We start from the raw sequence: 22051 nt of genomic DNA, 5'->3' as shown, positions 1-22051 counted from the left end.
GGTGGCGGCGGCCTTCGTCGTCGGCATCGACCTGGGCACGACGCACACCGTCGTCGCCAGCGCGCCGCTGGGGGCGGGCGGCGAGCGCGGCGGCGAGGCCGGTGCGATCACGCTGTTCGGCATCGACCAGTGGGTCGCGCCGGGCGAGCTGGGCCGGCCGGCGCTGCTGCCCAGCGTGCGCTACCACCCGGCGCCGGGCGAGCTGCCCGAGAGCGCCTTGCCCTGGGGCGAGCGCGCCGTGGGCGACACCACCGAGCCGCCGGCGCTGATCGGCGTGCTGGCGCGCCAGCGCGGCGGCGAGGTGCCGGGCCGGCTGGTGGCCAGCGCCAAGAGCTGGCTGTCGCACCCGCAGGCCGACCGGCTGGCAGCCATCCTGCCTTGGGGCGCCGACGAGAGCGTGTCGCGCGTCTCGCCGGTCACCGCGAGCGCGAGCTATCTGGCGCAGGTGCGCGCGGCCTGGAACCGCCATCACCCCGACGCGCCGCTGGAGCGCCAGCGCCTGGTGCTGACGCTGCCGGCCTCCTTCGACGAGGCGGCGCGGGCGCTGACGCTGCAGGCTGCGCGCGAGGCCGGACTGCCCGAGCCACAGCTGCTCGAGGAGCCGCAGGCGGCCTTCGGCGACTGGGTCTGGCGCCACCGCGATCGCCTGGCCGAGGCGCTGGACGGCGTGCGCCGGGTGCTGGTCTGCGACGTGGGCGGCGGCACCAGCGATTTCACGCTGATCGACGTCGAGTCGCCCGAGGCCGGCGCGCCGCCGACGCTGCGCCGTCGCGCGGTCGGCCAGCACCTGATGCTGGGTGGCGACAACATGGACCTGGCGCTGGCGCACCTGGTCGAGCGGCGGCTGGCCGGCGGCGGCGTGGCGCCGTCGCTGTCGGGTGCGCGGCTGTCGCAGCTGGTGGCGCGCTGCCGGGTCGCGAAGGAGACGCTGCTGGCCGACGACGCGCCCGAGTCGGTGGCGGTCACGCTGCTGGGCGGCGGCTCGAAGCTGGTGGGCGGTGCGCGCAGCGTCACGCTCGGCCGCGAGGAGGTGAGGGCGCTGCTGGTCGACGGCTTCTTCCCCGACGTGCCCTTCGAGACCGAGCCGCAGCGCGCCCGCACCGCGCTGGTCGAGTTCGGCCTGCCCTATGCGAGCGACGCGGCGGTGACCCGCCATCTGGCCGCCTTCCTGCGCCGCAGCCTGCTGCCGGGCGAGTCGCTGCCGGATGCGGTGCTGCTCAACGGCGGCGTCTTCCGCGCCGGGCAGCTCGCGGCGCGGCTGGTCGAGGTGCTGGCGGGCTGGCGGGGCGGGGTGGCGCCGCGCTTGCTGCACAACGCCGATCCGGATGTGGCGGTCGCGCGCGGCGCGGTGGCGCATGCGCTGGCGCGCCAGGGGCGCGGTCCGCGCATCGGCGGCGGCGCGGCGCGCACCGTGGTGCTGCGGCTGGACGATGGCCGCGCGGTCTGCCTGCTGCCGCGCGGCACCGATGCCGGCCGGGCGCTGGCGCTTGATGAGCGCACCTTCCGGCTGCGCCTGGGCCAGCCGGTGCGCTTCCAGCTGGCCTCGCTGCGCGGCGAGGCCGGCCCGCCGCCCGCGCCGGGCGCGCTGCTCGACCTGGGCGAGTCGGGCGAGGAGGCGCTCAACCCGCTGCCGCTGGTGGCCACCGTGATCGAGGCGGACGACCCCGCCGGCGCGCGCGGGGCCTCGGTCACCGTGCGGCTGGAGGCGCAGCTCAGCGAGATCGGCGTGCTGGCGCTGCAGGCGGTGGCGGTGGACGACGCGCGCCGGCGCTGGGCACTGGATTTCCAGCTGCGCGCCAGCGGCCCGGCCGATGCGGTGCAGCCGGCACAGGCGCTTCAGGATGCGCAGATCGCGCCGCGCCTGCCCGAGGCGATCGCGGCGATCGAGCGGCTGTTCGGCGCCCGCTCGGGCGGCGACCGCCCGGCGCCTAAGGAGATCAAGCAGCTGCGCCAGACGCTGGAAACCCTGCTGGGTCCGCGCGAGGGCTGGGCGCGGCCGCTGGCGCGGCGGCTCTTCGACGTGCTGTGGCAGCGCGCCCGGGGCCGTCGCCGCTCCGCCGACCATGAGCGGGTGTGGCTGAACCTGGCCGGCTGGTGCCTGCGCCCGGGCTTCGGCGATCCGCTCGACGGCTGGCGTCTGGGCCAGCTCTGGACGATCTTCGAGGCGGGCGTGGAGCACCGCGGCGACGCGCAGGTGGCGATCCAGTGGTGGACGCTGTGGCGCCGGGTCGCCGGCGGCCTGGACGAGGCGGCGCAGCTGCGCCTGCTCGACGACTTCGGCTACAACCTGCAGGCGGCCGAGCACCCTGGCGCGCCGCTGCCGCCCAGGCCGCCCGGCCTGGTCAAGGGCGGGCATGACGACATGGTGCGCCTGGGCGCGGCGCTGGAGCGCATTCCGCCCGAGCACAAGGCGGAGGTCGGCGACTGGCTGCTGGCGCCGCTGCAGGGCGAGAAGGTGGCGAATGCCTCGCCCGAGCGCGACGAGCTGCGGCTGTGGGCGCTGGGCCGGCTGGGGGCGCGCCAGCCTTTTCATGGCAGCGTGCACGGCGTGGTGCCGGCCGAGGTGGCGGGGCGCTGGATCGACGTGCTGCTGGTGCTGGACTGGCGCCGCCGGCGCATGGCCGCGTTCGCGGCCGCGCAGCTCGCCCGCCTCACCGGCGACCGGGTGCGGGACCTGGATCCGGACCGGCGGGCGAGGGTGCTCGAGCGCCTGGCCATGTCGGGTGCGGCGCCGAGCTGGACGCGCATGGTGAGCGAGGTGGTGCAGCTCGACGCCGCCGACGAGCAGGCGCTGTTCGGCGAGTCGCTGCCCCCGGGGCTGGTGCTGGTGGATTGAGGCGACGCGGCGTGGGGCGCCGCGTCGGCGCTCACTGCGTCAGCACGATCGCCTTCTCGTTGAGATAGCGGCGGAACTCCGACTGCGGCAGCGCCGCGTTCTGGTGCGTGTCGCCCGCCTCCCAGCTGATCGTCACGTCCTGCGGCGTCTGCTGGATCTCGACCGGACCACGGGGGATGCGGCACTTCGGACCGTCACCCAGGCGGTATTCGACCGGGCCGGTGATGCGTGCGTTCGAGGTGTTCATGGGCATGCTCCTTGAGTGGTTCGTGACAAGGGTCATGATCGCTGCCACGAGGCGCCCGGTCTGCCGGACAAAGGGGCCGACGGGCGTGGGCGATGTCCGACAGCCCGGCCCGCATGGGGCCGCCCAGGAACCGGTCGCTAGAATCCGCGACTTCCGTCTCTGTCTGCCGTCATCCATGAACGATCGCCTTGCCGTCCTGCCCCAGTACCTCCTGCCCAAGCAGGCGCTGACCGAGCTGGCCGGCCGGCAGGCGAACCGCGCCGCCGGCGCGCGCACCACCGCGGTGATCCGCTGGTTCATCCGCCGCTACGGCGTGAACATGGCCGAGGCGCTGAACCCGGATCCCGCCGCCTATCCCACCTTCAACGAGTTCTTCACCCGGCCGCTGAAGCCGGGCGCGCGCCCGCTGGCGCAGGCCGAGCTGATCTGCCCGGTCGACGGCGCGATCAGCCAGTTCGGTCCGATCGAGCGCGATCAGGTCTTCCAGGCCAAGGGCCACCGCTACTCGACCACCGCGCTGGTCGGCGGCGACGCGCAGCTGGCGGCGCAGTTCGACGACGGCCTGTTCGCGACGCTCTACCTGAGCCCGCGCGACTACCACCGCATCCACATGCCCTGCGCCGGGCGGCTGCTGCGCATGATCCATGTGCCGGGCGAGCTGTTCTCGGTCAATCCGACGACGGCGCGCGGCGTTCCCGGCCTGTTCGCCCGCAACGAGCGGGTGGTCTGCGTCTTCGACCGCGGCGACGGCCTGGGCGAGTTCGTGCTGGTGCTGGTGGGCGCGACCATCGTCGGCAGCATGGCCACCGTCTGGCACGGCATCGTCAACCCGCCGCGCTCCGGCGCGCTGCGCGACTGGCGCTACGACGCGCCGGGCCAGGCGCCGGTCCTGCTGAAGCAGGGCGAGGAAATGGGCCGCTTCCTGCTCGGCTCGACCGTGGTGATGCTGTTCCCCAAGGCGGCCGCCGGCCAGGCGCCGCTGCGCTTCCACCCCGACTGGCGCCCGACCCGGGCGATCCGCCTGGGCGAGGCGATGGCCGCGCGCTGATCCGGCACAGGCCGGCCTGCCGGCCGTCGCCCCGGGGCATTCCCACTCAATCACGGCGCGGGCGGGCCGACAAAGGGGGACGATGAATGCCGTCTCCTATCTCGATGTCGGCTGGCACCCCGGCACCGTGCTGCTGTCGGTGCTGGTGGCGACCTTCGCGTCCTATGTGTCGCTCGAGCTCTCGCGCCGGGTGCGCGACCTCGACGGGGCGGTGGCGCATGCCTGGTGGCTGGGCGGCTCGCTCACGATGGGGACCGGCGTCTGGTCGATGCACTTCGTCGGCATGCTGGCCTTCGAGCCGCCGCTGCCGCTGGGCTATCGCCATGACCTGACCGCGCTGTCCTGGCTGGCGGCGCTGGTGGCCGCCGGCATGGCGATGGCGGTGGCCGCGCACCGGCAGGTGGACCGGCGCCTGCATCTGGTGGCCTCGCTGGTGATGGCGGCCGGCATCGTCTCGATGCACTACCTGGGCATGGCCGCGATCGACCTGCAGCCCGGCATCGACTGGGACTGGCCGCTGGTGGGCGCCTCGGTGCTGATCGCGCTGATCGCCTCGGCGGCGGCGCTGGAGATCTTCGTGCGCATGCGTGCGCTCGGCGGCGCCGAGCGGCTGCGTGCGCAGCTGCGCGCCTCGGTGGTGACGGCCGCGGCGATCTGCGGCATGCACTACACCGCGATGGCGGCGGCACGCCTGCCCGAGGGCGTCGTCTGCCTGAGCGCCGATGCGCTGGGCGGCCGCGGCCTGCTGCTGGCGGTGCTGCTGTTCACCGCGCTGGTGCTGTGCGTGGCGCTGGGCACCGCGATCTTCGATGCGCGCCGGCGGCGCCGCGAGCGTCAGCTCTCGCGCTCGCTGGCCAGCGCGAACGCCGAGCTGCAGACCGCCAACGAGGAACTGCGCCGGCGCGCGCTGACCGATCCGCTGACCGGGCTGGCCAACCGCATGGGCCTGGAGGACCGGCTGGGCCGACCGGGCTCGCAGGACGGCGTGCCGGTCGCGCTGGTCTTCATCGACCTCGACGGTTTCAAGGCGATCAACGACTCGCTCGGCCGCGCCACCGGCGACCGGCTACTGGGCAAGGTGTCGCGGCGCATCCGTCGGCGCTGCCGGCCGGTCGATCTGGCGGTGCGCCTCGGGGGCGACGAGTTCGTGCTGCTGCTCGAGGGCGAGGAGGCCGAGCCGCGGGCGCTGGACCTGGCCCGCCGGCTGCTGGTCGACCTGCAGCAGCCCTACCTGCTGACCGAGAAGCCGGTGTCGCTGTCATGCTCGATCGGGCTGGCCTTCGGGCCGCGCCATGGCCAGGGCGACGTGCTGCTGGGCTGCGCCGACGCGGCGATGCATGCGGCCAAGCGCAGCGGCGGCGGCTGCCTGCTCTGCTACGACAGCCACATGAGCGCGGAGGACTCCTCCGACCAGCTGCATCTGCAGCAGGGCCTGCGCGACGCGCTGCGCCGCGGCGAGCTGTCGCTGCACTACCAGCCCAAGCTGACCAGCGGCGAGGGCCGGCTGCATGGCGTCGAGGCGCTGCTGCGCTGGCGCCATCCCGAGCGCGGCATGATCAGTCCGGCCGTCTTCATCCCGGTGGCCGAGCGCTTCGGCCTGATCGGTCGCATCGGCGACTGGGTCATCGAGGAGGCATGCGCGCAGCTGGCGCAGTGGCAGAAGCGCGGCTGGCAATGCCGGGTCGCGATCAACCTGTCGGCGCAGCAGCTGCGCCAGCCCGATCTGGCCCGGCGCATTCTCGGCACGCTGGCGCGCCACGGCCTGGATCCGACGCTGCTGGTGTGCGAGCTGACCGAGACGGCGATGATGGAGTCGATGAAGGACGGCTGCAGCGTGCTCGACGAGCTCGACGCCGCAGGCGTGCGGGTGTCGATCGACGACTTCGGCACCGGCTATTCCAGCCTGTCCTATCTGCGCCGCCTGCCGGCCTCGCAGCTGAAGATCGACCGCAGCCTGATCATCGGCGTCGACAGCGACGTGCAGGCGCGTGCGGTGCTCGAGGCGGTGGTGCGGCTGGCCCATGCGCTCGACATGGAGGTGGTCGCCGAGGGCGTCGAGACCGAGGCGCAGCGCCAGGCGCTGGCCGCGATCGGCTGCGACGTGCTGCAGGGCTTCCTGTTCGCTCGCCCGATGGATGTGCAGGCGCTGCAGGACTGGGTCGGCCGAAGCGGCTGCGACCGGCCGGCGGCGCGCCTGTCGGCCGTGTCCGACAGCGGGGAGCGGCTGCAGCCGGCAGCCTCGGCCTAGCACGGCGAGGCACGATGGGACCGACGCCGCTGTCCTGTCCCGATCCTGCCCCGAGGCCGTGCCCGCCATGTACAACCGCCGCATCCTGCAGCAGAAATCCTTCCTGATCCTGCTGGTGCTCGCCAGCCTGGCCTTCGTGCTGGTGCTGCTGCCGCTGTGGGCGCCGGTGTTCTGGGGCGCGGTGCTGGCGATGATGGCGATGCCGATCCACCGGCGTCTGCTGGGGCATGGGCTGCTGCAGGCGCGCCCGGGCTCGGCCGCGGCGCTGACGGTGCTGCTGACGGTGCTGGTGGTGATCGTGCCGCTGGTGCTGTTCGGGCTGGCGCTGTCGGCCGAGGTGATGGCGCTGTACCGCGACTTCGGCAGCGATCCCGCCCGCCTGGCGCGGCATGTCGACGAGCTGATCGGGCGGCTGCCGCCGGTGCTCTCGGGCCTGCTGCACCAGTTCGGACTCGAGGACGCGGCCTCGCTGCGCGAGCGGCTGCTCGCGGCGATCTCTCGCGGCGGCCAGGCGATCGCCGCGCAGATGCTGCTGGCCGGACAGGACCTGTTCGAGTCGGTGCTGTCGCTGGCGCTGGCGCTCTACCTGATGTTCTTCCTGCTGCGCGACGGTGCGCGCATCAGCCGCCGGGTGCGTGACGCCATTCCGCTGGCGGCGGCGCACAAGACGCGGCTGATCGGCAAGTTCGCCACCGTGGTGCGCGCCACCGTCAAGGGCAGCATCGTCGTGGCGCTGGTGCAGGGCCTGCTCGGCGGCCTGGCCTTCATGGTGCTGGACGTGCGTGCGCCGGTGCTCTGGGCGGTGATGATGGCGCTGCTGTCGCTGCTGCCGGCCGTCGGGGCGGGGCTGGTGTGGGTGCCGGTGGCGCTGTGGTTCGCGGCCGACGGCCGCTTCGGCGCTGCCGCGGCGCTGGCGGCCTGGGGCGTGCTGGTGATCGGTCTGGCCGACAACCTGCTGCGCCCGCTGCTGGTGGGCAAGGACACCCGGCTGCCCGACTACCTGGTGCTGATCTCGACGCTGGGCGGCATGTCGCTGCTGGGGCTGCACGGCTTCGTGCTGGGGCCGGCGATCGCGGCGCTGTTCATCGCGGTGTGGGATCTGCTGGCCGACAACGTCGAGCCGGCACCGCCGGTGCCGACCGCGACGGCGGCCGCGGCTCACATCGTCACCAGCACCAGCGCCAGCAGCCCGACGACGGCCACCCCGAGGCCGGCCAGCGCGATGTTGACGATCTTCAGGCGCGACTGACCCTCGTCGCGCTGCGTCGAGATGTCGTCGCGCAGCCGGCCCAGCCGCGTGTCGATGTCGCGCGACTGCATGTCCAGCAGCTCGCGCTGCTTGGCGATCGCGGCCTCCATCTGCTCCAGGTCGGCCTTGCGCGCGCTGATCTCGCGGTCGAGCGCAAAGGCGATCTCCGCGACGTCGGCGGCGGTCTTCTGGTGGTCGGCCTGCTGCTGCGCGAACTTGGTGTCGACGTAGCGGGCCAGCGAGCGACGGGTGTTGGTCAGCTCCGTCATCACGCCGTCGTTGCGCTCGCCCAGCGCGGTGATCTGGTCGCCGATCGCGCTGATCTTGCCGGTGAGCGTGCCGATCTGCTCGGTGACCTGCGTCTTCAGCCGCGCGGCCTCCTCGCTGGCCTGCGCGATCCGGGCGTCGACGCCCTCGGCGCCGGAGGCCAGCGCCTCCTCGACCTGGCGCATCAGCGTCTCGCGCAGCGCCTGGATCTCCTTGTTCAGCGCCACCACGCGGCGATGGCCGTCCTGGCTCTGCTCGCGCAGCTGGTAGTAGTCGGTGACCAGGTGCTCGAGGCCGGCCTGCTGCTCGGCCAGCGTGTCCTGGTGCTTCAGCAGTTCCTGGGTGTTCAGGTCCAGGCGGACCGTCTGCTCGCCGACCTTGCGGGCCAGCATCGCCAGCGTGTCGTCGAAGGCGGCCGGCAGCGGCATCTCGGGCTTGCGGGTCGAGGGAGAGATGTGGTGGATCCGCTCGTTCATCGCAGCATGTCCTCGATTGGCGTTCATTGTCGGTATCGTGTGCGCGTGTCGTTGCGGGTGATTCTGTTCGCCCAGCCCTGGCGCGATCGCCGGATATGGCGGCACATTTCGCACTTCGAATTCGCACAAACCGATCACGTACCACGCATCCTGCGGCAGTCCGCAGGCCCCTGGCCGGAGCTCTCCAGCCGGCGCCGATGCGGACCTACACCTTCGTGCTGCCTTTCACAAGCGGGTCAGTCCTTGTTCAAGGCCCGGCCTCGTGCGCCGAAGAGCGAGGTCTCATCCCCGACCGAGGAGGTCCGCCCATGAATGCTGTCGTCACGTCCCGCACCGATCGCTTCGTCCAGCAAGCCTGTGCGCTTCCGGCCATGCCCGAGGTGGCCAACAAGCTGCTGCGCTCCTTCGACCGCGACGACCTGTCGCTGAACGAGCTCGCCGGCCTGATCGGTCGTGACCAGACGCTGTCGGCCCGGGTGCTGCGGCTGGCGAACTCGGCCCGCTACAGCCCGTCGCGCTCGGTGACCTCGCTCAACGATGCGGCGATGGCGCTGGGCACGCGCACGCTGCGCGACCTGGCGCTGTCGGCCTGCATGGTCGGCATGTTCCCGTCGATTCCCGGCTTCGACCGTCTGGCCTTCTGGCGCACCACGCTGGCTACGGCCGCCTACGCGCAGCCGCTGGCGCGCTTCCTCCAGGACGACGAGGACGCCGCCTATCTCGGCGGCCTGATGCTGCGCACCGGCCAGCTGCTGATGATGATGGTCGACCCCGACATGACGCAGCGCATCGGCCGCCTGTCGCTGGAGATCGACAGCCGCATCAGCTTCGAGAACTCGCTGCTGGGCTGCTCGCATCCGGAGATCACCGCCGAGCTGGCGCGCCACTGGCGCTTCCCGAACCTGCTGGTGACCGCCTTCAATGCGGCCGCGCACCCGATGGAGATGCGCCCGTTCTCGCGCATGGGCGCGGTGCTGCGCCTGGCCGGCGTCATCGCCGAGGCGCGCGAGCGCGAGCTCGATCCGATGGAGGCGCTGCAGTCGACCCATCCGGACCTGGTCCAGCATCTGAAGCTCGACATGGACTGGCTGACGGCGCATCTGCCCGATCACCGGCTGGCGGTCGCCTCGGTCGACGACCTGATGCACTGAGAGTCGGGACTCAGAACAGCTCGCCCTGGCCGCTGCGCCGGTCGAAATGCGCGGCCTGTCCGGGCCGCGGCGGCCGGGGCGGGCGAAAGGCCGAGCGGTCCAGCTCGGGCACCTCGCGTGCCAGGCCATGGCGCGCGGCCGCCGCCTCGATGCGCTGCCCGATCCGTTCGGCCCAGGTGCCGAGGCCCGGCTCCGGGCTGTCCTGCAGCGCCTCGTCCAGCCACGGCGGGAGCGGCAGCCCGGTCTGCCCGGGCCGCTGCAGCGCCGTCCAGTGGGCCGAGCGTGCTCCCGCCTGCGCGGCGGCCTCGAGGATCGACTCGATCTCGTCCTCGTTGAGCCGCGGGATGACCGGGGCCACGTTGACCCCGACCCAGACCCCGGCCTGCGCCAGCGCGCGGATGGCCGCCAGCCGCCGGGCCGGGCGGGATGCCCGTGGCTCGAGCTGGCGCGACAGCCGCGCGTCCAGCGTGCTCATGCTGACGAAGACCAGCAGCTGGCCGCGCGCGGCCATGGCGGCCAGCAGCTCCAGATCGCGCACGATGCCGCCGGACCGGGTGACGATGCCCAGCGGGTGGCGGGCCTCGTCGAGCACCTCCAGCAGCGCGCGGGTGATGCCCAGCCGACGCTCGGCCGGCTGGTAGGCGTCGGTCGCCGAGCCGATGTTGATCGGGCGCGGCTGGTAGCCCGGGCGGCGCAGCTCCTCGCGCAGCCGGTCGGCGGCATTGGTCTTGGCGAAGATGCGCGTCTCGAAGTCGGGGCCGTGGACCGGGCGGACGCAGCAGTAGAGGCAGCCGTGCTCGCAGCCGCGATAGGGATTGATCGACAGGTCGAAGGCGATGTCGGGCGAGTCGTTTGCGCGCAGCAGGCTGCGGCAGGGCTCGTCGATGACCTGGGCCGGCGACGTGGCGCAGTCGACCTCCGGCTCCCAGCCGTCCTGCTCGGCCCGGCGGGCGAGCCGGGCGAGGCGGGCGGTGAAGCGTGCGGAGAGATCCGGCGGGGCGGCAGCCCGGGTCGGCCGGCAGGATTCGGCCGGGCGGGCCGGCGCCGGCGACGCGTCGCCGAACAGCGGCAGCTCCGCAGCGGGCATCGTCAAGGGATCGCGTCGCATGGGACGCGAGTCTGCCATGCCTGCCATGGCGGACGATGCCGCCACGGACCCGCGGGGATCACAGATGCATCACCGCCGCCACGCCCAGCCCGACGCCGGCCACCGCGACGCCGTACATGCCGACCTCCAGCCACTTGCGCCGCGTCAGCAGCGCGATCGCCGCCAGCGCGATCGAGATCTGCAGCGCGGTGGTGGCCTGGGCCCAGCGGTGGTGCAGGTGCATCTCGGCGTCGGAGCGCTCGTCCCACTGGTGCGCCTCGGCCTCGAGCGCGTCGGCCTTGGCCTTGATGTCGGCCTTTTCCTGCTTGTAGCGGTCGATCTCCTGCCGGTAGCGGTCACGCTGCTCCTGCGGGACCAGCGCGATCGCCAGCTCGGAGAGGTTCTGCTTGCCGCTCTTGGCCTGGTAGTAGTTCCACTGGTTGGACGCCTCGGTCTTCTTGATCGCGGCGTTGTTCTTGTACAGGCCGGCATTGGCCTGGGTCGCGCCGCCCATGTAGCCGAACAGCGCGCCGACCGTCGCCAGCACCGCGGTCGTCACCGCGATGCGGCTGGCGAACGGGTCCTTGTCGCCGTGATGCGCGGCGTGCTCGAGTTCGTGGTCGTGCGGACCGTGGACATGGAAACCGTGACCGGACATCGTCGAATGCTCCTGGTGGGAAATGAAGACAAGGGGAGACGCGCGACGCGACGCGATGCGCCGCGCGGGGAGGGCAGGGAGGCGCGATTGTGCAGCAGCGTCGCCCGGGGCGCAGGCAGGCTGCGCCCGCCGGACTCAGCCGGCCGCCAGCGTCGCGGCCAGCGCCTCGATCTGCTCGCCGACCTCGAGCCACTCCATCTCGAGCGTCTCGATCTGCTCGTCGAGCTCCTTCAGGCGGCGGCCCTGCTCGGCGCGCTCGGCCGGGCTCAGGTCGGCGCGGCCCATGGCCTCGAGCAGCGCGGCGTGCTCGGCCTGGGCCTTCTCCAGCGCCTGCTCGGCCTGCTGCTGGCGCTTCTTCAGCGGCTTGGCGAGCTCGGCGAGCTTCATGCGCGCGGCCGCCTGGGCCTTGCGCTCGTCGCGGCTGGACGGTGCGGACGGGGCCGCGCTCGACGGCTGGCTGGCGGCGCGGGCCTGCTCCTGCGCGGCGCGGTCCTCCTCGCGGGCGCGGCGGGCGATCTCGCGGCTCTGGTCGAGCAGCCATTTCTGGTAGTCGTCCAGGTCGCCGTCGAAGGGCTCGACCCGGCCGCCGGTCACCAGCCAGAACTCGTCGCAGACCTCGCGCAGCAGCGCGCGGTCGTGGCTGACCAGCATCACCGTGCCTTCGTACTCGTTGAGCGCCATGCTCAGCGCCTCGCGGGTGGTCAGATCCAGGTGGTTGGTCGGCTCGTCGAGCAGCAGCAGGTTGGGGCGCTGCCAGACCAGCATCGCCAGCACCAGACGCGCCTTCTCGCCGCCCGAGAGCGAGCCCACCGCCTGGTTGACCATGTCGCCGACGAAGCGGAAGCTGCCCAGGAAGTCGCGCAGCTCCTGCTCGCGCGCCTGCGGGCTGACCTCCCTGGCCAGGCGGATCATGTGCGCCAGCGGCCCCTCCTCGGGGCGCAGCACGTCCATCTCCTGCTGCGCGAAGTAGCCGATCGCCAGGCCCTTGCCCTCCTGCACGCGGCCCGACAGGCGCGGCAGCGCCCCGGCCAGCGTCTTGACCAGCGTCGACTTGCCCTGGCCGTTGGCGCCCAGGATGCCGATGCGCTGGCCCGGCAGCACCGACTTGGTCACGCCGCGCACGATCGCGGTCTCGCCGTAGCCGACCTCGACCGCGTCCAGCACCAGCATCGGGTTGGGCAGGTTGCCGGGCTCGCGGAAGGAGAACTCGAAGTCGGCCGCGGTCAGCACCGGCGCGAGCTTCTCCATGCGGGCCAGCGCCTTGACGCGGCTCTGCGCCTGCTTGGCCTTGGTCGCCTTGGCCTTGAAGCGGTCGATGAAGCGCTGCAGCTGCGCCATCTTCTCCTGCTGGCGGCTGTAGGCGGCCTGCTGCTGGAGCATGCGCTCGGCGCGCATCGACTCGAAGGTGGTGTAGTTGCCGCCGTAGCGGGTGACCTTGGCGTCGTCCAGATGCAGCGTCACCTTGGTGACCGTGTCGAGGAACTCGCGGTCGTGGCTGATGACCAGCATCGTGCCCTCGAAGCGCAGCAGCCAGGCCTCCAGCCAGACCAGCGCGTCCAGGTCCAGGTGGTTCGTGGGCTCGTCGAGCAGCAGCAGGTCGCCCGGGCACATCAGCGCGCGCGCGAGCTGCAGCCGCATGCGCCAGCCGCCCGAGAAGCTGTTGACCGGCCCGTCGAGCTGGCTGACGCGGAAGCCCAGGCCGAGCAGCAGCGCCTGCGCCCGCGATCGCGCGTCGAAGGCGCCGACTTCCGCCAGGCGGGCGTGGGCCTCGCCGATGGCATGGCCGTCGCCGCTGGCCTCGGCCTCGGCCAGCGCGGCGCGTGCGGCCATCAGCGGCGCGTCGCCCTCGAGCACGAACTCGGTCGCGCCGGTCTCGGTCTCGGGCATGTTCTGCGCGACCTCGGCGATGCGCCAGCGCGGCGGCATCTCGATGTCGCCGGCATCCGGGTGCAGCCGGTCGGTCAGCAGCGCGAACAGCGAGGACTTGCCCGCGCCGTTGCGCCCCACCAGCGAGGCCTTCTCGCCGGGCTGGAGCGTGAACGAGGTGTCGTCGAGCACGAGCTTGGTGCCGCGGCGCAGCGTGATGTTCTTGAACTGGAGCATGGGATCGGGGGCAGGGGGCTTCAGCGGCCGTCGGCGACCGTGCGCAGCGAGGCCAGCGTCTGGCCCAGCTCGATGACGGCCATCGCGTAGTAGGCGGACCAGTTGTAGCGGGTGATGGCCCAGAAGTTGTCGGTGCCGGCGACGAAGGAGGGCGGCTCGACGCCGTTGCGCAGCTCCACCAGCGCGAGCCGGCCGGCGTACTGCTGGCCCGCCGGGCTCAGGCTGGCGCCGCGCTCTGCCATCTGCGCGGCGCCGAAGCTCGGCAGGATGTCCGGCGCGAGCAGCGCCTCGCGGTCCGGCCCTTCGGGCGGCGGCAGCACGTCGAAATGCGTGGGCAGGCCGCGCTGCCAGCCGTTGGCGGCGAGAAAGTTCGCGACGCTGCCGATCACGTCGGGCACGCTGCGGTGCAGGTCGATGCGGCCGTCGCCGTCGAGGTCGACCGCGAACTTCAGCCAGGAGCTGGGCATGAACTGCGGCATGCCCAGCGCGCCGGCGTAGGAGCCCTTGATCGTCATGACGTTGACGCGGTCGCGTGCGGCCAGCGTGAACAGCGCCTCCAGCTCGTCGCGGAAGAAGGCCGAGCGGTCGCTGCGGCCGCGCGGGAAGTCGAAGGCCAGCGTCGAGAGCGCGTCGATCGCGCGGAAGCCCCCGGTCTGGCGGCCGTAGATGGTCTCGACGCCGATGATCGCGACGATGACCTGCGCCGGCACGCCCCAGCGCTCCTCGGCCGCCTGCAGCCAGCGCGCGTTGTCGCGCCAGAAGGCCACGCCCTCGCGCACGCGCAGCGTGTCGAGGAAGCGCGAGCGGTAGACCTTCCAGTTCTTGGCCGCCGGGCTGGCCGCCGGCATGATGAGCCGCGCGACCTGCGGCTGGTAGCGGGCATCGGCCAGCGCGGTCGCGACGACCTCCTCGTCGAGCTCGGGATGGCGCTCGACGAGCTGGCGCACGAAGGCGGACACGTCGTCGCGGCGCTCGTAGCCGGGCGGCGGGCTCGGCACCGGCTGGGCCGCGGCGACCGGGGCCTGTCCGAGCACGAGCGTGCCGGCTGCGGCGGCGATCAGCGCCGCGAGATGGCGGCGCAGCGGATTCGGGGTTGCTGACATGGCGTGATTGTCGCCGCTGCCGCTATGCTGCGCCGAGCACCCACCCCGAGGAGACCCCGATGAACAACACCCCCCCGGACACCGCACCGGTCACCGCACCGATCCTGCAGGTCGCGCGCGACGCGCACGGCGTCGTCACGCTGACGCTGAACCGCCCCGACGCCTTCAACGCGCTGTCGGAGGCGATGCTGGCGGCGCTGCAGGCCGAGCTCGACGCGCTGGCCGGCGACGAGACGCTGCGTGCGGTGGTGCTGGCTGCGGCCGGCCGGGCCTTCTGCGCCGGGCATGACCTGAAGGAGATGCGCGCCGAGCCGAGCCTGCCCTACTACCAGGACCTGTTCGGCCGCTGCGGCCGGGTCATGACGACGATCCAGCGCCTGGCCGTGCCGGTGATCGCCAAGGTCCAGGGCGTGGCCACCGCCGCGGGCTGCCAGCTGGTGGCGGCCTGCGACCTCGCGGTGGCCGTCGACCGCGCGCGCTTCGCGGTCAGCGGCGTCAACCTGGGCCTGTTCTGCGCCACGCCCGGCGTGGCGCTGTCGCGCAACGTGCCGCGCAAGCAGGCCTTCGAGATGCTGGTCACCGGCGAGTTCATCTCCGCCGAGGAGGCGCGCCAGCGCGGCCTGGTCAACCGCGTCGTGCCGGCCGAGGCGCTCGACGCCGAGGTCGCCCGGCTGGTCGACAGCATCCTGGCCAAGCCGCGCGCCGCCATCGCGATGGGCAAGGCGCTGTTCTACCGCCAGCTCGAGATGGGCCAGGAGGCCGCCTACCAGAGCGCGGTGCAGACCATGGCCTGCAACATGATGGACGACAGCGCGCTCGAGGGCGTGCAGGCCTTCATCGACAAGCGCCCGCCGGCCTGGGCCCGCCCGGACTGAGACGGCGCCCCTGCGCAGCGGTACGGATCAAGTCCCGGGCACGGACGGCCGAAAGAACCGGCCGTCCCGTCCCCAGGAGTCCACGATGGCGACCGAGTCCGATCTCGTCCACTGCATCTACGCCAGCTCGGCCACCCGGCCCTTCTCGTTCGACCAGCTGGTCGATCTGCTGGCGGTGGCGCGGCGCAACAACGCCGCGCTGGGCGTGACCGGCATGCTGCTGCATGACCGGGGCAGCTTCTTCCAGGTGCTGGAGGGCCCGGCGGCGACGGTCGACGCGCTGTACGCGCGCATCGCCGCCGATGCCCGCCATGCGGAGATCGTGCGCATCATCCATGAGCCGGTCGCGCGGCGCAGCTTCGCCCAGTGGTCGATGGGCTTCGTGCAGGTCGACGACGAGCTGCTGCGCAGCGTCGAGGGCGCCAACGACTTCTTCCGCGGCGGCACCGCGCTGAGCGCGATCGACAGCGGCCGCGCGCGCAAGCTGCTGCAGGCCTTCGGCGCCGGCCGCTGGCGACGGCGCGACGGCGCCGCCTGAGGTCGACGACCATGGACCGCTCGGCCTTCTCCTTCGCGTTCCAGCCGATCGTGCATGCGCCGAGCGGCCGCGTCTGGTCGCATGAGGCGCTGATCCGCGGTCCGGCGGGCGAGCCGGCCGGGCAGGTGCTGTCCGGGCTGGACGAGCAGGCGCTGCACCGGCTCGACGCGACCGGCCGCGGCCGCGCGATCGACCTGGCGGTGCGGCTCGGGCTGCAGGGGCGGCTCAACCTCAATTTCCTGCCGCGCAGCCTGGGCGAGGACGACGGCGTGCTCGAGGCGATGTTTCTCGCCGCGCAGCGCCACGGCCTGCCGCTGGAGCGGCTGGTGCTGGAGGTGACCGAAAGCGAGGCGATCGGCGATCTGGCCGGCTTCGCGCAGCGCATGCGCCGGGTGCGGGCGCTGGGCCTGCAGCTGGCGATCGACGACTTCGGCGCCGGCCACTGCGGGCTGAACCTGCTGGCGGAGTTCCAGCCCGACCTGCTCAAGCTCGACATGGCGCTGCTGCGCGGCATCGAGCGCAGCGGGCCGCGCCAGGCGATCGTGCGCGCGGTGCTCGGCGCCTGTCTCGACCTGGGCATCGAGGCGGTCGCCGAGGGCGTCGAGACGCCCGAGGAATACCGCTGGCTGGCCGGCGAGGGCGTGGAGCTGTTCCAGGGCTACCTGTTCGGCCGGCCCGGCTTCGAGGTGCTGCCCGCGCCCCGCCTGCCTCACATGCCGGCGTAGTTCGGGCCGCCGCCGCCTTCCGGCGTGACCCAGACGATGTTCTGCGTCGGGTCCTTGATGTCGCAGGTCTTGCAGTGCACGCAGTTCTGCGCGTTGATGACGAGCTTGTCGTGGCCGTTGTCGGTCTTGACGAACTCGTACACGCCGGCCGGGCAGTAGCGGGTCTCCGGCCCGGCGTAGACCGCCAGGTTGGTCTCGACCGGCACGCGCGCGTCCTTCAGCGTCAGGTGCGCGGGCTGGTGTTCCTCGTGGTTGGTGTTGGAGACGAACACCGAGCTGAGGCGGTCGAAGGTGATGACGCCGTCCGGCTTCGGGTACTCGATCTTCTCGCACTGGGCGGCCGGCAGCAGGCGGGCGTGGTCCGGCTCGGTGCGGTGGATCGTCCACGGCGGCGACTCCAGGCCGATCTTCGGCAGCAGCCAGTGCTCGATGCCGGTCATCAGCGAGCCGACCCACACGCCCTTCTTGAACCACTGCTTGAAGTTGCGCGAGCGGTCGAGCTCCTTGTGCAGCCAGCTCGCCTCGAAGGCTTCCGGGTAGGCGGAGAGCTCGTCGCCCTGGCGGCCGGCGGCCAGCGCGTCGAAGGCGGCCTCGGCGGCGAGCATGCCGGTCTTGATCGCGGCGTGGCTGCCCTTGATGCGCGCGGCGTTCAGGTAGCCGGCGTCGCAGCCGATCAGCGCGCCGCCCGGGAACACCGTCCTGGGCAGGCTCAGCAGGCCGCCGGCGGTGATCGCGCGCGCGCCGTAGCTCAGGCGCTTGCCGCCCTCGAGGTACTGGCGGATCGACGGATGCGTCTTCCAGCGCTGCATCTCCTCGAACGGGCTCAGCCACGGATTGCGGTAGTCCAGCCCGGTGACGAAGCCCAGCGTGACCTTGTTGTCCTCCAGGTGGTAGAGGAAGCCGCCGCCGTAGGTGTCGGGCTGCATCGGCCAGCCGGCGGTGTGCACCACCAGACCGGGCCTGTGCTTGGCCGGATCGATCTCCCACAGCTCCTTGATGCCGATGCCGTAGCTCTGCGGATCCTTGCCTTCGTCGAGCTTGAAGCGGGCGATCAGCTGCCGGCCCAGGTGGCCGCGCGCGCCCTCGGCGAAGAGGGTGTACTTGCCGTGCAGCTCCATGCCGATCTGGAAGGCGTCGCTGGGCTCGCCGTCCTTGCCCACGCCCTGGTTGCCGGTGGCGATGCCCTTGACGCTGCCGTCGTCGTTGTAGAGCACCTCGGCGGCCGAGAAGCCGGGGAAGATCTCCACGCCCAGGCCTTCGGCCTGCTCGGCCATCCAGCGCACCACGCTGCCCAGGCTGATGACGTAGTTGCCGGCGTTGTGGAAGCAGTCCGGCACCAGGAAGTCGGGCGTCTTGGTGGCTCCCGTCTCGTTCAGGAACAGCACCTCGTCGGCGGTGACCGGCTGGTTCAGCGGCGCGCCGCGCTCCTTCCAGTCCGGAAACAGCTCGTTCATCGCGATCGGGTCCATGACCGCGCCCGACAGGATGTGCGCGCCCGGCTCCGAGCCCTTCTCGATGACCACCACCGAGAGTTCCTGCCCCTTCGCGCTGGCGAGCTGCTTGAGACGGATGGCGGCAGCCAGTCCGGCCGGGCCGGCACCGACGATGACGACGTCATATTCCATCGCGTCGCGCGGGCCGTACTGGGCAAGGATCTCCTGGGGGGTCATGAGGGCGGGTCCTGTGGTCTTGAGGATCGGGAAACGGAAAAGACGGGAAAATTCGGCGCAGAAACGGCGCTGATTCTAACGTTCCGTGATTCAAAAAAGAACGATCGTTCGATTTGCTCCGATGCAGTGGCGCCACAGCCTGACCGACCCGGGAAGATGCCGTGGCCGCGGCCTCCTTTTCCGGGCAATCGCGGGCGGGCCGCCTTTCTATCCTTGCCGGATCGGGGTGATCAGTGGAAACCCGCAGGCGGGTCGATTCCGTTCCTGTCGCGTTCCTGTTCATCCGCTTCAAATCCAGGCCGCGGCGGCCGCACGGGGGTAATGTGTCATGCTGGGACTGCTGGTTTCCGAACTGGTCAGGATGGTCGAGACGCGGCACGGCATCAGCATGGCCGATGCGCTGATGTTCGGCACCGACGTGCCGGCGCGGCGCGGCGACGCGGTGCTCGACGGCTATCCGCAGGAGCAGATCGAGGTGCTGATCGACGCGCTGGCGCTGCGCACCGGCGAGTCGCCGCGCCAGCTGATGCGCGACTTCGCCGCCCGGCTGATGGAGCGCATCCGGCATGTGCATCCGGGGGTCTACGACCGTCATGCCGACCTGTTCGAGCCGCTGGCCGGACGCGGCGAGGCGGCGGCTGCGCTGCCGGTGGCGGTCGGCGACTTCGCCCGGCGCGAGATGGAGATCCTGTTCGGCGACCGCCAGGAGGCGCAGCGCCTGGTCGAGGGCCTGCGCCATGACATCGCGCGCCGCGACCTGCGCGCCGGTGGCGGACGCGGTCTGCGCGACGACATGCTCGGCCGTCACGGCCTGGGCACGCGCTGAGCGGGCGACGAACAGCGCGGTCCTGCGCCCCTTGCACCGCCCGGAGCGATGCGGGCGACATGCTATCGTCAGGAAAACACCCGAAGCGCAAGTTCCGGCAGAGCGGCCGGCGCCTTCGGCGGATTCCCACCTGAACAGGAGCATGTCATGAGCTATTCGATCGACCTGTCGGGCCGCGTCGCGCTGATCACCGGCGCATCCAGCGGCCTGGGCGCCCAGTTCGCCCGCGTGCTGTCGCAGGCCGGCGCCGCAGTGGTGCTGGGCGGACGGCGCTCCGACCGGCTCAAGGAGCTGCGTGCCGAGATCGAGGGCCGCGGCGGCGACGCGCACGTCGTCGAGCTCGACGTCACCGATCTCGACAGCATCAAGTCGGCGGTGGCGCACGCGGAGACCGAGGTCGGGGTGCTCGACATCCTGATCAACAACTCCGGCGTCAGCGCGACGAAGAAGATCCTCGACGTCACGCCCGACGACTTCGACTTCATCTTCGACACCAACGTGCGCGGCGCCTTCTTCGTCGCGCAGGAGGTCGGCCGGCGCATGGTGGCGCGTGCGCGCGGCGCCGCGCCCGGCACCTACACCGGCGGGCGCATCGTCAACATCGCGTCGATGGCCGGCCTGCGCGTGCTCAGCCAGATCGGGCCCTATGCGATGAGCAAGGCCGCGGTCATCCACATGACGCGCGCGATGGCGCTGGAGTGGGGCAAGTTCGGCATCAACGTCAACGCGATCTGCCCGGGCTACATCGACACCGAGATCAACCACCACCACTGGGACACCGAGGCCGGCCACAAGCTGGTGAACATGCTGCCGCGCAAGCGCCTGGGCAAGCCCGAGGACCTGGACCTGGCGCTGCTGATGCTGTGTGCCAACGAGAGCCACTTCGTCAACGGCGCGGTGATCCAGGCCGACGACGGCTTCGGCCTGTGAGCCCGGAGGCGACCCGATGATCCGACGCACGCTGACCGCGCTGGAAGCCCGCATCGTCGCGGTGCTGGTCGAGAAGGAATCGACCGTGCCCGACACCTATCCGCTGTCGCTCAACGCGCTGTGCGCGGGCTGCAGCCAGAAGACCGCCCGCGATCCGGTCATGAGCGTGACCGAGCCGCAGGCCCTGGCCGCGATCGAGGAGCTCAAGGCGCTGAGCCTGGTCGTCGAGATCAGCGGCACGCGCACCGTCAAGTTCGAGCACAACCTCGGCCGTGCGCTGGGCGTGCCGGGCGCGGCGGTGGCGCTGCTGGCCACGCTGATGCTGCGCGGCCCGCAGACCGCGGCCGAGCTGCGCCTGCACAGCGAGCGGCTGCACCGCTTCGCCGACGTGTCCTCGGTCGAGGGCTTCCTCGACGAGCTGGCCGGCAAGGCCGAGCCGATGGTGCGCAAGCTGCCGCGCGCGCCGGGTGCGCGCGAGTCGCGCTGGGTGCACCTGCTGTGCGGCGAGGTGCAGATCGAGGCGGCCGGCGCCGAGCCGGGCATGATGGCCGCGGCGGACGCCGGCCTGGCCGAGGAGGTCGCGGTGCTGCGCGCCGAGGTGGCCGAGCTGCGCGCGCGCCTGGACCGCCTGGCCGCCGCGCTGGGCGCCGAGGCCTGATGCACGGCGGCGCATGAGCGGTCTCGAGACGGCGCTGCTGGCGCTGGGGCTGGCGCAGTCCGGCCTGCTGGCCTGGCTGCTGCTGCGACCGGCGCCGCCGGCCGCGGCGGATCCGCAGATGGAGGCCCGGCTGGCCGAGCGTCTTCAGGAGCTGAGCGACGCGGTGATCGACGCCGGCCACGCTCACAGCGAGCGCGTCGAGCGCGAGCTGCGCGCCGAGGTCCAGGCCAGCGCGCGCGGCCTGCGCCAGGAGTCGAACGCGCAGCTCGCGCAGCTGCAGCGCCTGCTGATGACCCAGTCGGGCGAGGCGCTGCGCACCCAGGACGAGCACCTGCACCGCCTGGCCGAGGCCAGCGAGCGCCGGCTGCAGGCCCTGCAGCGCACGGTGGAGCAGCAGCTCGACCAGATGCGTGCCACCGTCGACGAGCGGCTGCAGTCGACGCTGGAGACCCGCCTGGGCGAGAGCTTCCGGCTGGTGGCCGAGCGGCTGGAGCAGGTGCACCGCGGCCTGGGCGAGATGCAGACGCTGGCGCAGGGCGTGGGCGACCTGCGCCGGGTGCTGGGCAACGTCAAGACGCGCGGCATCCTGGGCGAGGTGCAGCTCGCCGCGCTGCTCGAGCAGGTCTTCACGCCGCAGCAGTACGCGGTCAACGTGGCGACCGTGCCCGGCAGTCGCGAGCGCGTCGAGTTCGCCATCCGCCTGCCCGGGCGCGGCGCGCTGCCGGGCGAGGCGCCGGTCTGGCTGCCGATCGACGCCAAGTTCCCGCGCGAGGACTTCGAGAGGCTGCTCGACGCGCAGGACCGCGCCGACCGCGACGCGGCCGAATCCGCCGCGCGGGCGCTGGAGGCGCGCATCCGCGACGAGGCGCGCACCATCGCCGCCAAGTACCTGGCACCGCCGCACACCACCGACTTCGCGGTGCTCTTCGTTCCGACCGAGGGGCTCTATGCCGAGCTGCTGCGCCGGCCCGGCCTCTTCGAGCGGCTGCAGCGCGAGCACCATGTGACGCTGGCCGGGCCCACCACGCTGCTGGCGATGCTCGGCAGCCTGCAGATGGGCTTTCGCACGCTGGCGCTGGAGCAGCGCTCGACCGAGGTCTGGAAGATCCTCGGCGGCGTCAAGACCGAGTTCGCCCGCTTCGGCGAGGTGCTCGAGAAGACGCGGCGCAAGCTGCAGGAGGCCAGCTCCAGCATCGAGTCGGCCGAGGTGCGCACCCGCGCGATGGCGCGCCAGCTGCGCTCGGTCGAGGGGCATGCCGACCTGTCCGATGCACCGTCCCAGGGCGGAGCGTCGCCGCTGTCGCCGCCGGGCGACTGATTCCCCCTGACTGCGGGGGCCGTGCCGGCTTCTGGGGA

Annotated in this window: 19 protein-coding genes; 12 read left to right on the top strand and 7 right to left on the bottom strand. The window is 72.4% G+C overall.

Going from position 1 to position 22051, the window contains the following annotated elements:
- Position 1: 1 nt before the first annotated feature.
- On the top strand, positions 2–2836 hold the full coding sequence (locus HNQ01_RS09520) for an Hsp70 family protein (RefSeq protein WP_173805149.1): 2835 nt from the start codon (positions 2–4) through the stop codon (positions 2834–2836).
- 31 nt (positions 2837–2867) lie between these two features.
- On the opposite strand, the gene HNQ01_RS09515 is transcribed toward HNQ01_RS09520, so the two are convergent.
- Entirely contained in the window at positions 2868–3083 is a 216-nt protein-coding gene (locus HNQ01_RS09515) for a hypothetical protein (RefSeq protein WP_173805148.1), read from the bottom strand.
- Positions 3084–3258: 175 nt separating this feature from the next.
- On the opposite strand from HNQ01_RS09515, the gene asd reads away from it, so the two are divergent.
- From asd to HNQ01_RS09500, 3 genes are all read left to right on the top strand, one after another.
- Positions 3259–4131: an archaetidylserine decarboxylase gene (gene asd / locus HNQ01_RS09510; RefSeq protein WP_173805147.1), complete on the top strand. Its 873-nt coding sequence runs from the start codon at positions 3259–3261 to the stop codon at positions 4129–4131.
- 82 nt (positions 4132–4213) lie between these two features.
- Positions 4214–6379, top strand: a complete 2166-nt coding sequence (locus HNQ01_RS09505) for a putative bifunctional diguanylate cyclase/phosphodiesterase (RefSeq protein ID WP_173805146.1) — start codon at positions 4214–4216, stop codon at positions 6377–6379.
- A 67-nt stretch (positions 6380–6446) separates the two neighbouring features.
- Positions 6447–7628, top strand: a complete 1182-nt coding sequence (locus HNQ01_RS09500) for an AI-2E family transporter (protein ID WP_173805145.1) — start codon at positions 6447–6449, stop codon at positions 7626–7628.
- Here the strand turns inward: HNQ01_RS09500 and HNQ01_RS09495 are convergent.
- Positions 7538–8371, bottom strand: coding sequence for a hypothetical protein (locus HNQ01_RS09495; protein ID WP_173805144.1), 834 nt, complete (start codon positions 8369–8371; stop codon positions 7538–7540). The two genes, HNQ01_RS09500 and HNQ01_RS09495, sit on opposite strands and share 91 nt — an antisense overlap.
- 308 nt (positions 8372–8679) lie before the next feature.
- Between HNQ01_RS09495 and HNQ01_RS09490 the strand changes: the two genes are divergently transcribed.
- Positions 8680–9522, top strand: coding sequence for an HDOD domain-containing protein (locus HNQ01_RS09490; protein WP_173805143.1), 843 nt, complete (start codon positions 8680–8682; stop codon positions 9520–9522).
- A 10-nt stretch (positions 9523–9532) separates the two neighbouring features.
- Here HNQ01_RS09490 and HNQ01_RS09485 read toward each other — a convergent pair whose 3' ends face one another.
- The 4 genes from HNQ01_RS09485 to mltB all read right to left on the bottom strand — a co-directional run bounded on the left by HNQ01_RS09485 (position 9533) and on the right by mltB (position 14473).
- Positions 9533–10609, bottom strand: coding sequence for a radical SAM protein (locus HNQ01_RS09485; RefSeq protein ID WP_173805142.1), 1077 nt, complete (start codon positions 10607–10609; stop codon positions 9533–9535).
- A 79-nt stretch (positions 10610–10688) separates the two neighbouring features.
- Positions 10689–11267: a DUF4337 domain-containing protein gene (locus HNQ01_RS09480; RefSeq protein ID WP_173805141.1), complete on the bottom strand. Its 579-nt coding sequence runs from the start codon at positions 11265–11267 to the stop codon at positions 10689–10691.
- Positions 11268–11402: 135 nt separating this feature from the next.
- Entirely contained in the window at positions 11403–13370 is a 1968-nt protein-coding gene (locus tag HNQ01_RS09475; protein WP_173805140.1) for an ABC-F family ATP-binding cassette domain-containing protein, read from the bottom strand.
- Between the two features lie 20 nt (positions 13371–13390).
- Positions 13391–14473, bottom strand: coding sequence for a lytic murein transglycosylase B (gene mltB / locus HNQ01_RS09470; protein WP_173805139.1), 1083 nt, complete (start codon positions 14471–14473; stop codon positions 13391–13393).
- A 59-nt stretch (positions 14474–14532) separates the two neighbouring features.
- Between mltB and HNQ01_RS09465 the strand changes: the two genes are divergently transcribed.
- From HNQ01_RS09465 to HNQ01_RS09455, 3 genes are all read left to right on the top strand, one after another.
- On the top strand, positions 14533–15348 hold the full coding sequence (locus HNQ01_RS09465; RefSeq protein ID WP_173805138.1) for an enoyl-CoA hydratase: 816 nt from the start codon (positions 14533–14535) through the stop codon (positions 15346–15348).
- A gap of 85 nt (positions 15349–15433) precedes the next feature.
- Positions 15434–15886 (top strand): BLUF domain-containing protein, encoded by a 453-nt coding sequence (locus HNQ01_RS09460; protein ID WP_173805137.1) that lies wholly within the window; start codon positions 15434–15436, stop codon positions 15884–15886.
- Positions 15887–15897: 11 nt separating this feature from the next.
- A complete protein-coding gene (locus tag HNQ01_RS09455) occupies positions 15898–16611 on the top strand; it encodes an EAL domain-containing protein (RefSeq protein ID WP_173805136.1) in 714 nt (237 codons plus the stop codon).
- Here the strand turns inward: HNQ01_RS09455 and HNQ01_RS09450 are convergent.
- Positions 16596–18281, bottom strand: a complete 1686-nt coding sequence (locus tag HNQ01_RS09450; RefSeq protein WP_173805135.1) for an electron transfer flavoprotein-ubiquinone oxidoreductase — start codon at positions 18279–18281, stop codon at positions 16596–16598. The two genes, HNQ01_RS09455 and HNQ01_RS09450, sit on opposite strands and share 16 nt — an antisense overlap.
- Positions 18282–18609: 328 nt before the next feature.
- Between HNQ01_RS09450 and HNQ01_RS09445 the strand changes: the two genes are divergently transcribed.
- The 4 genes from HNQ01_RS09445 (at position 18610) to HNQ01_RS09430 (ending at position 22013) form a co-directional block, all read left to right on the top strand.
- Positions 18610–19107 carry a heme NO-binding domain-containing protein gene (locus HNQ01_RS09445; protein WP_173805134.1) on the top strand — a complete coding sequence of 166 codons (498 nt, stop codon included), beginning with the start codon at positions 18610–18612 and terminating at the stop codon, positions 19105–19107.
- Positions 19108–19254: 147 nt separating this feature from the next.
- Complete coding sequence (locus HNQ01_RS09440) at positions 19255–20037, top strand: SDR family oxidoreductase (protein ID WP_173805133.1); 783 nt, start codon at positions 19255–19257, stop codon at positions 20035–20037.
- 16 nt (positions 20038–20053) lie between these two features.
- Positions 20054–20695 carry a YceH family protein gene (locus tag HNQ01_RS09435; RefSeq protein ID WP_173805132.1) on the top strand — a complete coding sequence of 214 codons (642 nt, stop codon included), beginning with the start codon at positions 20054–20056 and terminating at the stop codon, positions 20693–20695.
- A 13-nt stretch (positions 20696–20708) separates the two neighbouring features.
- On the top strand, positions 20709–22013 hold the full coding sequence (locus HNQ01_RS09430; protein ID WP_173805131.1) for a DNA recombination protein RmuC: 1305 nt from the start codon (positions 20709–20711) through the stop codon (positions 22011–22013).
- Positions 22014–22051: the final 38 nt, after the last annotated feature.

Source organism: Sphaerotilus uruguayifluvii (assembly GCF_013294065.1).
GTDB lineage: Bacteria > Pseudomonadota > Gammaproteobacteria > Burkholderiales > Burkholderiaceae_C > Sphaerotilus > Sphaerotilus uruguayifluvii.
The sequence above is the reverse complement of the archived record's forward strand: the minus strand, read 5'-3'. Positions and strand labels throughout refer to the sequence as shown.

What these genes read in the sequence shown, in the direction of transcription:
- HNQ01_RS09515 (WP_173805148.1), bottom strand. Translation starts at nt 3,083, where the DNA reads ATGAACACCTCGAACGCACGCATCACCGGCCCGGTCGAATACCGCCTG.
- asd (WP_173805147.1), top strand. Translation starts at nt 3,259, where the DNA reads ATGAACGATCGCCTTGCCGTCCTGCCCCAGTACCTCCTGCCCAAGCAG.
- HNQ01_RS09505 (WP_173805146.1), top strand. Translation starts at nt 4,214, where the DNA reads ATGAATGCCGTCTCCTATCTCGATGTCGGCTGGCACCCCGGCACCGTG.
- HNQ01_RS09500 (WP_173805145.1), top strand. Translation starts at nt 6,447, where the DNA reads ATGTACAACCGCCGCATCCTGCAGCAGAAATCCTTCCTGATCCTGCTG.
- HNQ01_RS09495 (WP_173805144.1), bottom strand. Translation starts at nt 8,371, where the DNA reads ATGAACGAGCGGATCCACCACATCTCTCCCTCGACCCGCAAGCCCGAG.
- HNQ01_RS09490 (WP_173805143.1), top strand. Translation starts at nt 8,680, where the DNA reads ATGAATGCTGTCGTCACGTCCCGCACCGATCGCTTCGTCCAGCAAGCC.
- HNQ01_RS09485 (WP_173805142.1), bottom strand. Translation starts at nt 10,609, where the DNA reads ATGCCCGCTGCGGAGCTGCCGCTGTTCGGCGACGCGTCGCCGGCGCCG.
- HNQ01_RS09480 (WP_173805141.1), bottom strand. Translation starts at nt 11,267, where the DNA reads ATGTCCGGTCACGGTTTCCATGTCCACGGTCCGCACGACCACGAACTC.
- HNQ01_RS09475 (WP_173805140.1), bottom strand. Translation starts at nt 13,370, where the DNA reads ATGCTCCAGTTCAAGAACATCACGCTGCGCCGCGGCACCAAGCTCGTG.
- mltB (WP_173805139.1), bottom strand. Translation starts at nt 14,473, where the DNA reads ATGTCAGCAACCCCGAATCCGCTGCGCCGCCATCTCGCGGCGCTGATC.
- HNQ01_RS09465 (WP_173805138.1), top strand. Translation starts at nt 14,533, where the DNA reads ATGAACAACACCCCCCCGGACACCGCACCGGTCACCGCACCGATCCTG.
- HNQ01_RS09460 (WP_173805137.1), top strand. Translation starts at nt 15,434, where the DNA reads ATGGCGACCGAGTCCGATCTCGTCCACTGCATCTACGCCAGCTCGGCC.
- HNQ01_RS09455 (WP_173805136.1), top strand. Translation starts at nt 15,898, where the DNA reads ATGGACCGCTCGGCCTTCTCCTTCGCGTTCCAGCCGATCGTGCATGCG.
- HNQ01_RS09450 (WP_173805135.1), bottom strand. Translation starts at nt 18,281, where the DNA reads ATGACCCCCCAGGAGATCCTTGCCCAGTACGGCCCGCGCGACGCGATG.
- HNQ01_RS09445 (WP_173805134.1), top strand. Translation starts at nt 18,610, where the DNA reads ATGCTGGGACTGCTGGTTTCCGAACTGGTCAGGATGGTCGAGACGCGG.
- HNQ01_RS09440 (WP_173805133.1), top strand. Translation starts at nt 19,255, where the DNA reads ATGAGCTATTCGATCGACCTGTCGGGCCGCGTCGCGCTGATCACCGGC.
- HNQ01_RS09435 (WP_173805132.1), top strand. Translation starts at nt 20,054, where the DNA reads ATGATCCGACGCACGCTGACCGCGCTGGAAGCCCGCATCGTCGCGGTG.
- HNQ01_RS09430 (WP_173805131.1), top strand. Translation starts at nt 20,709, where the DNA reads ATGAGCGGTCTCGAGACGGCGCTGCTGGCGCTGGGGCTGGCGCAGTCC.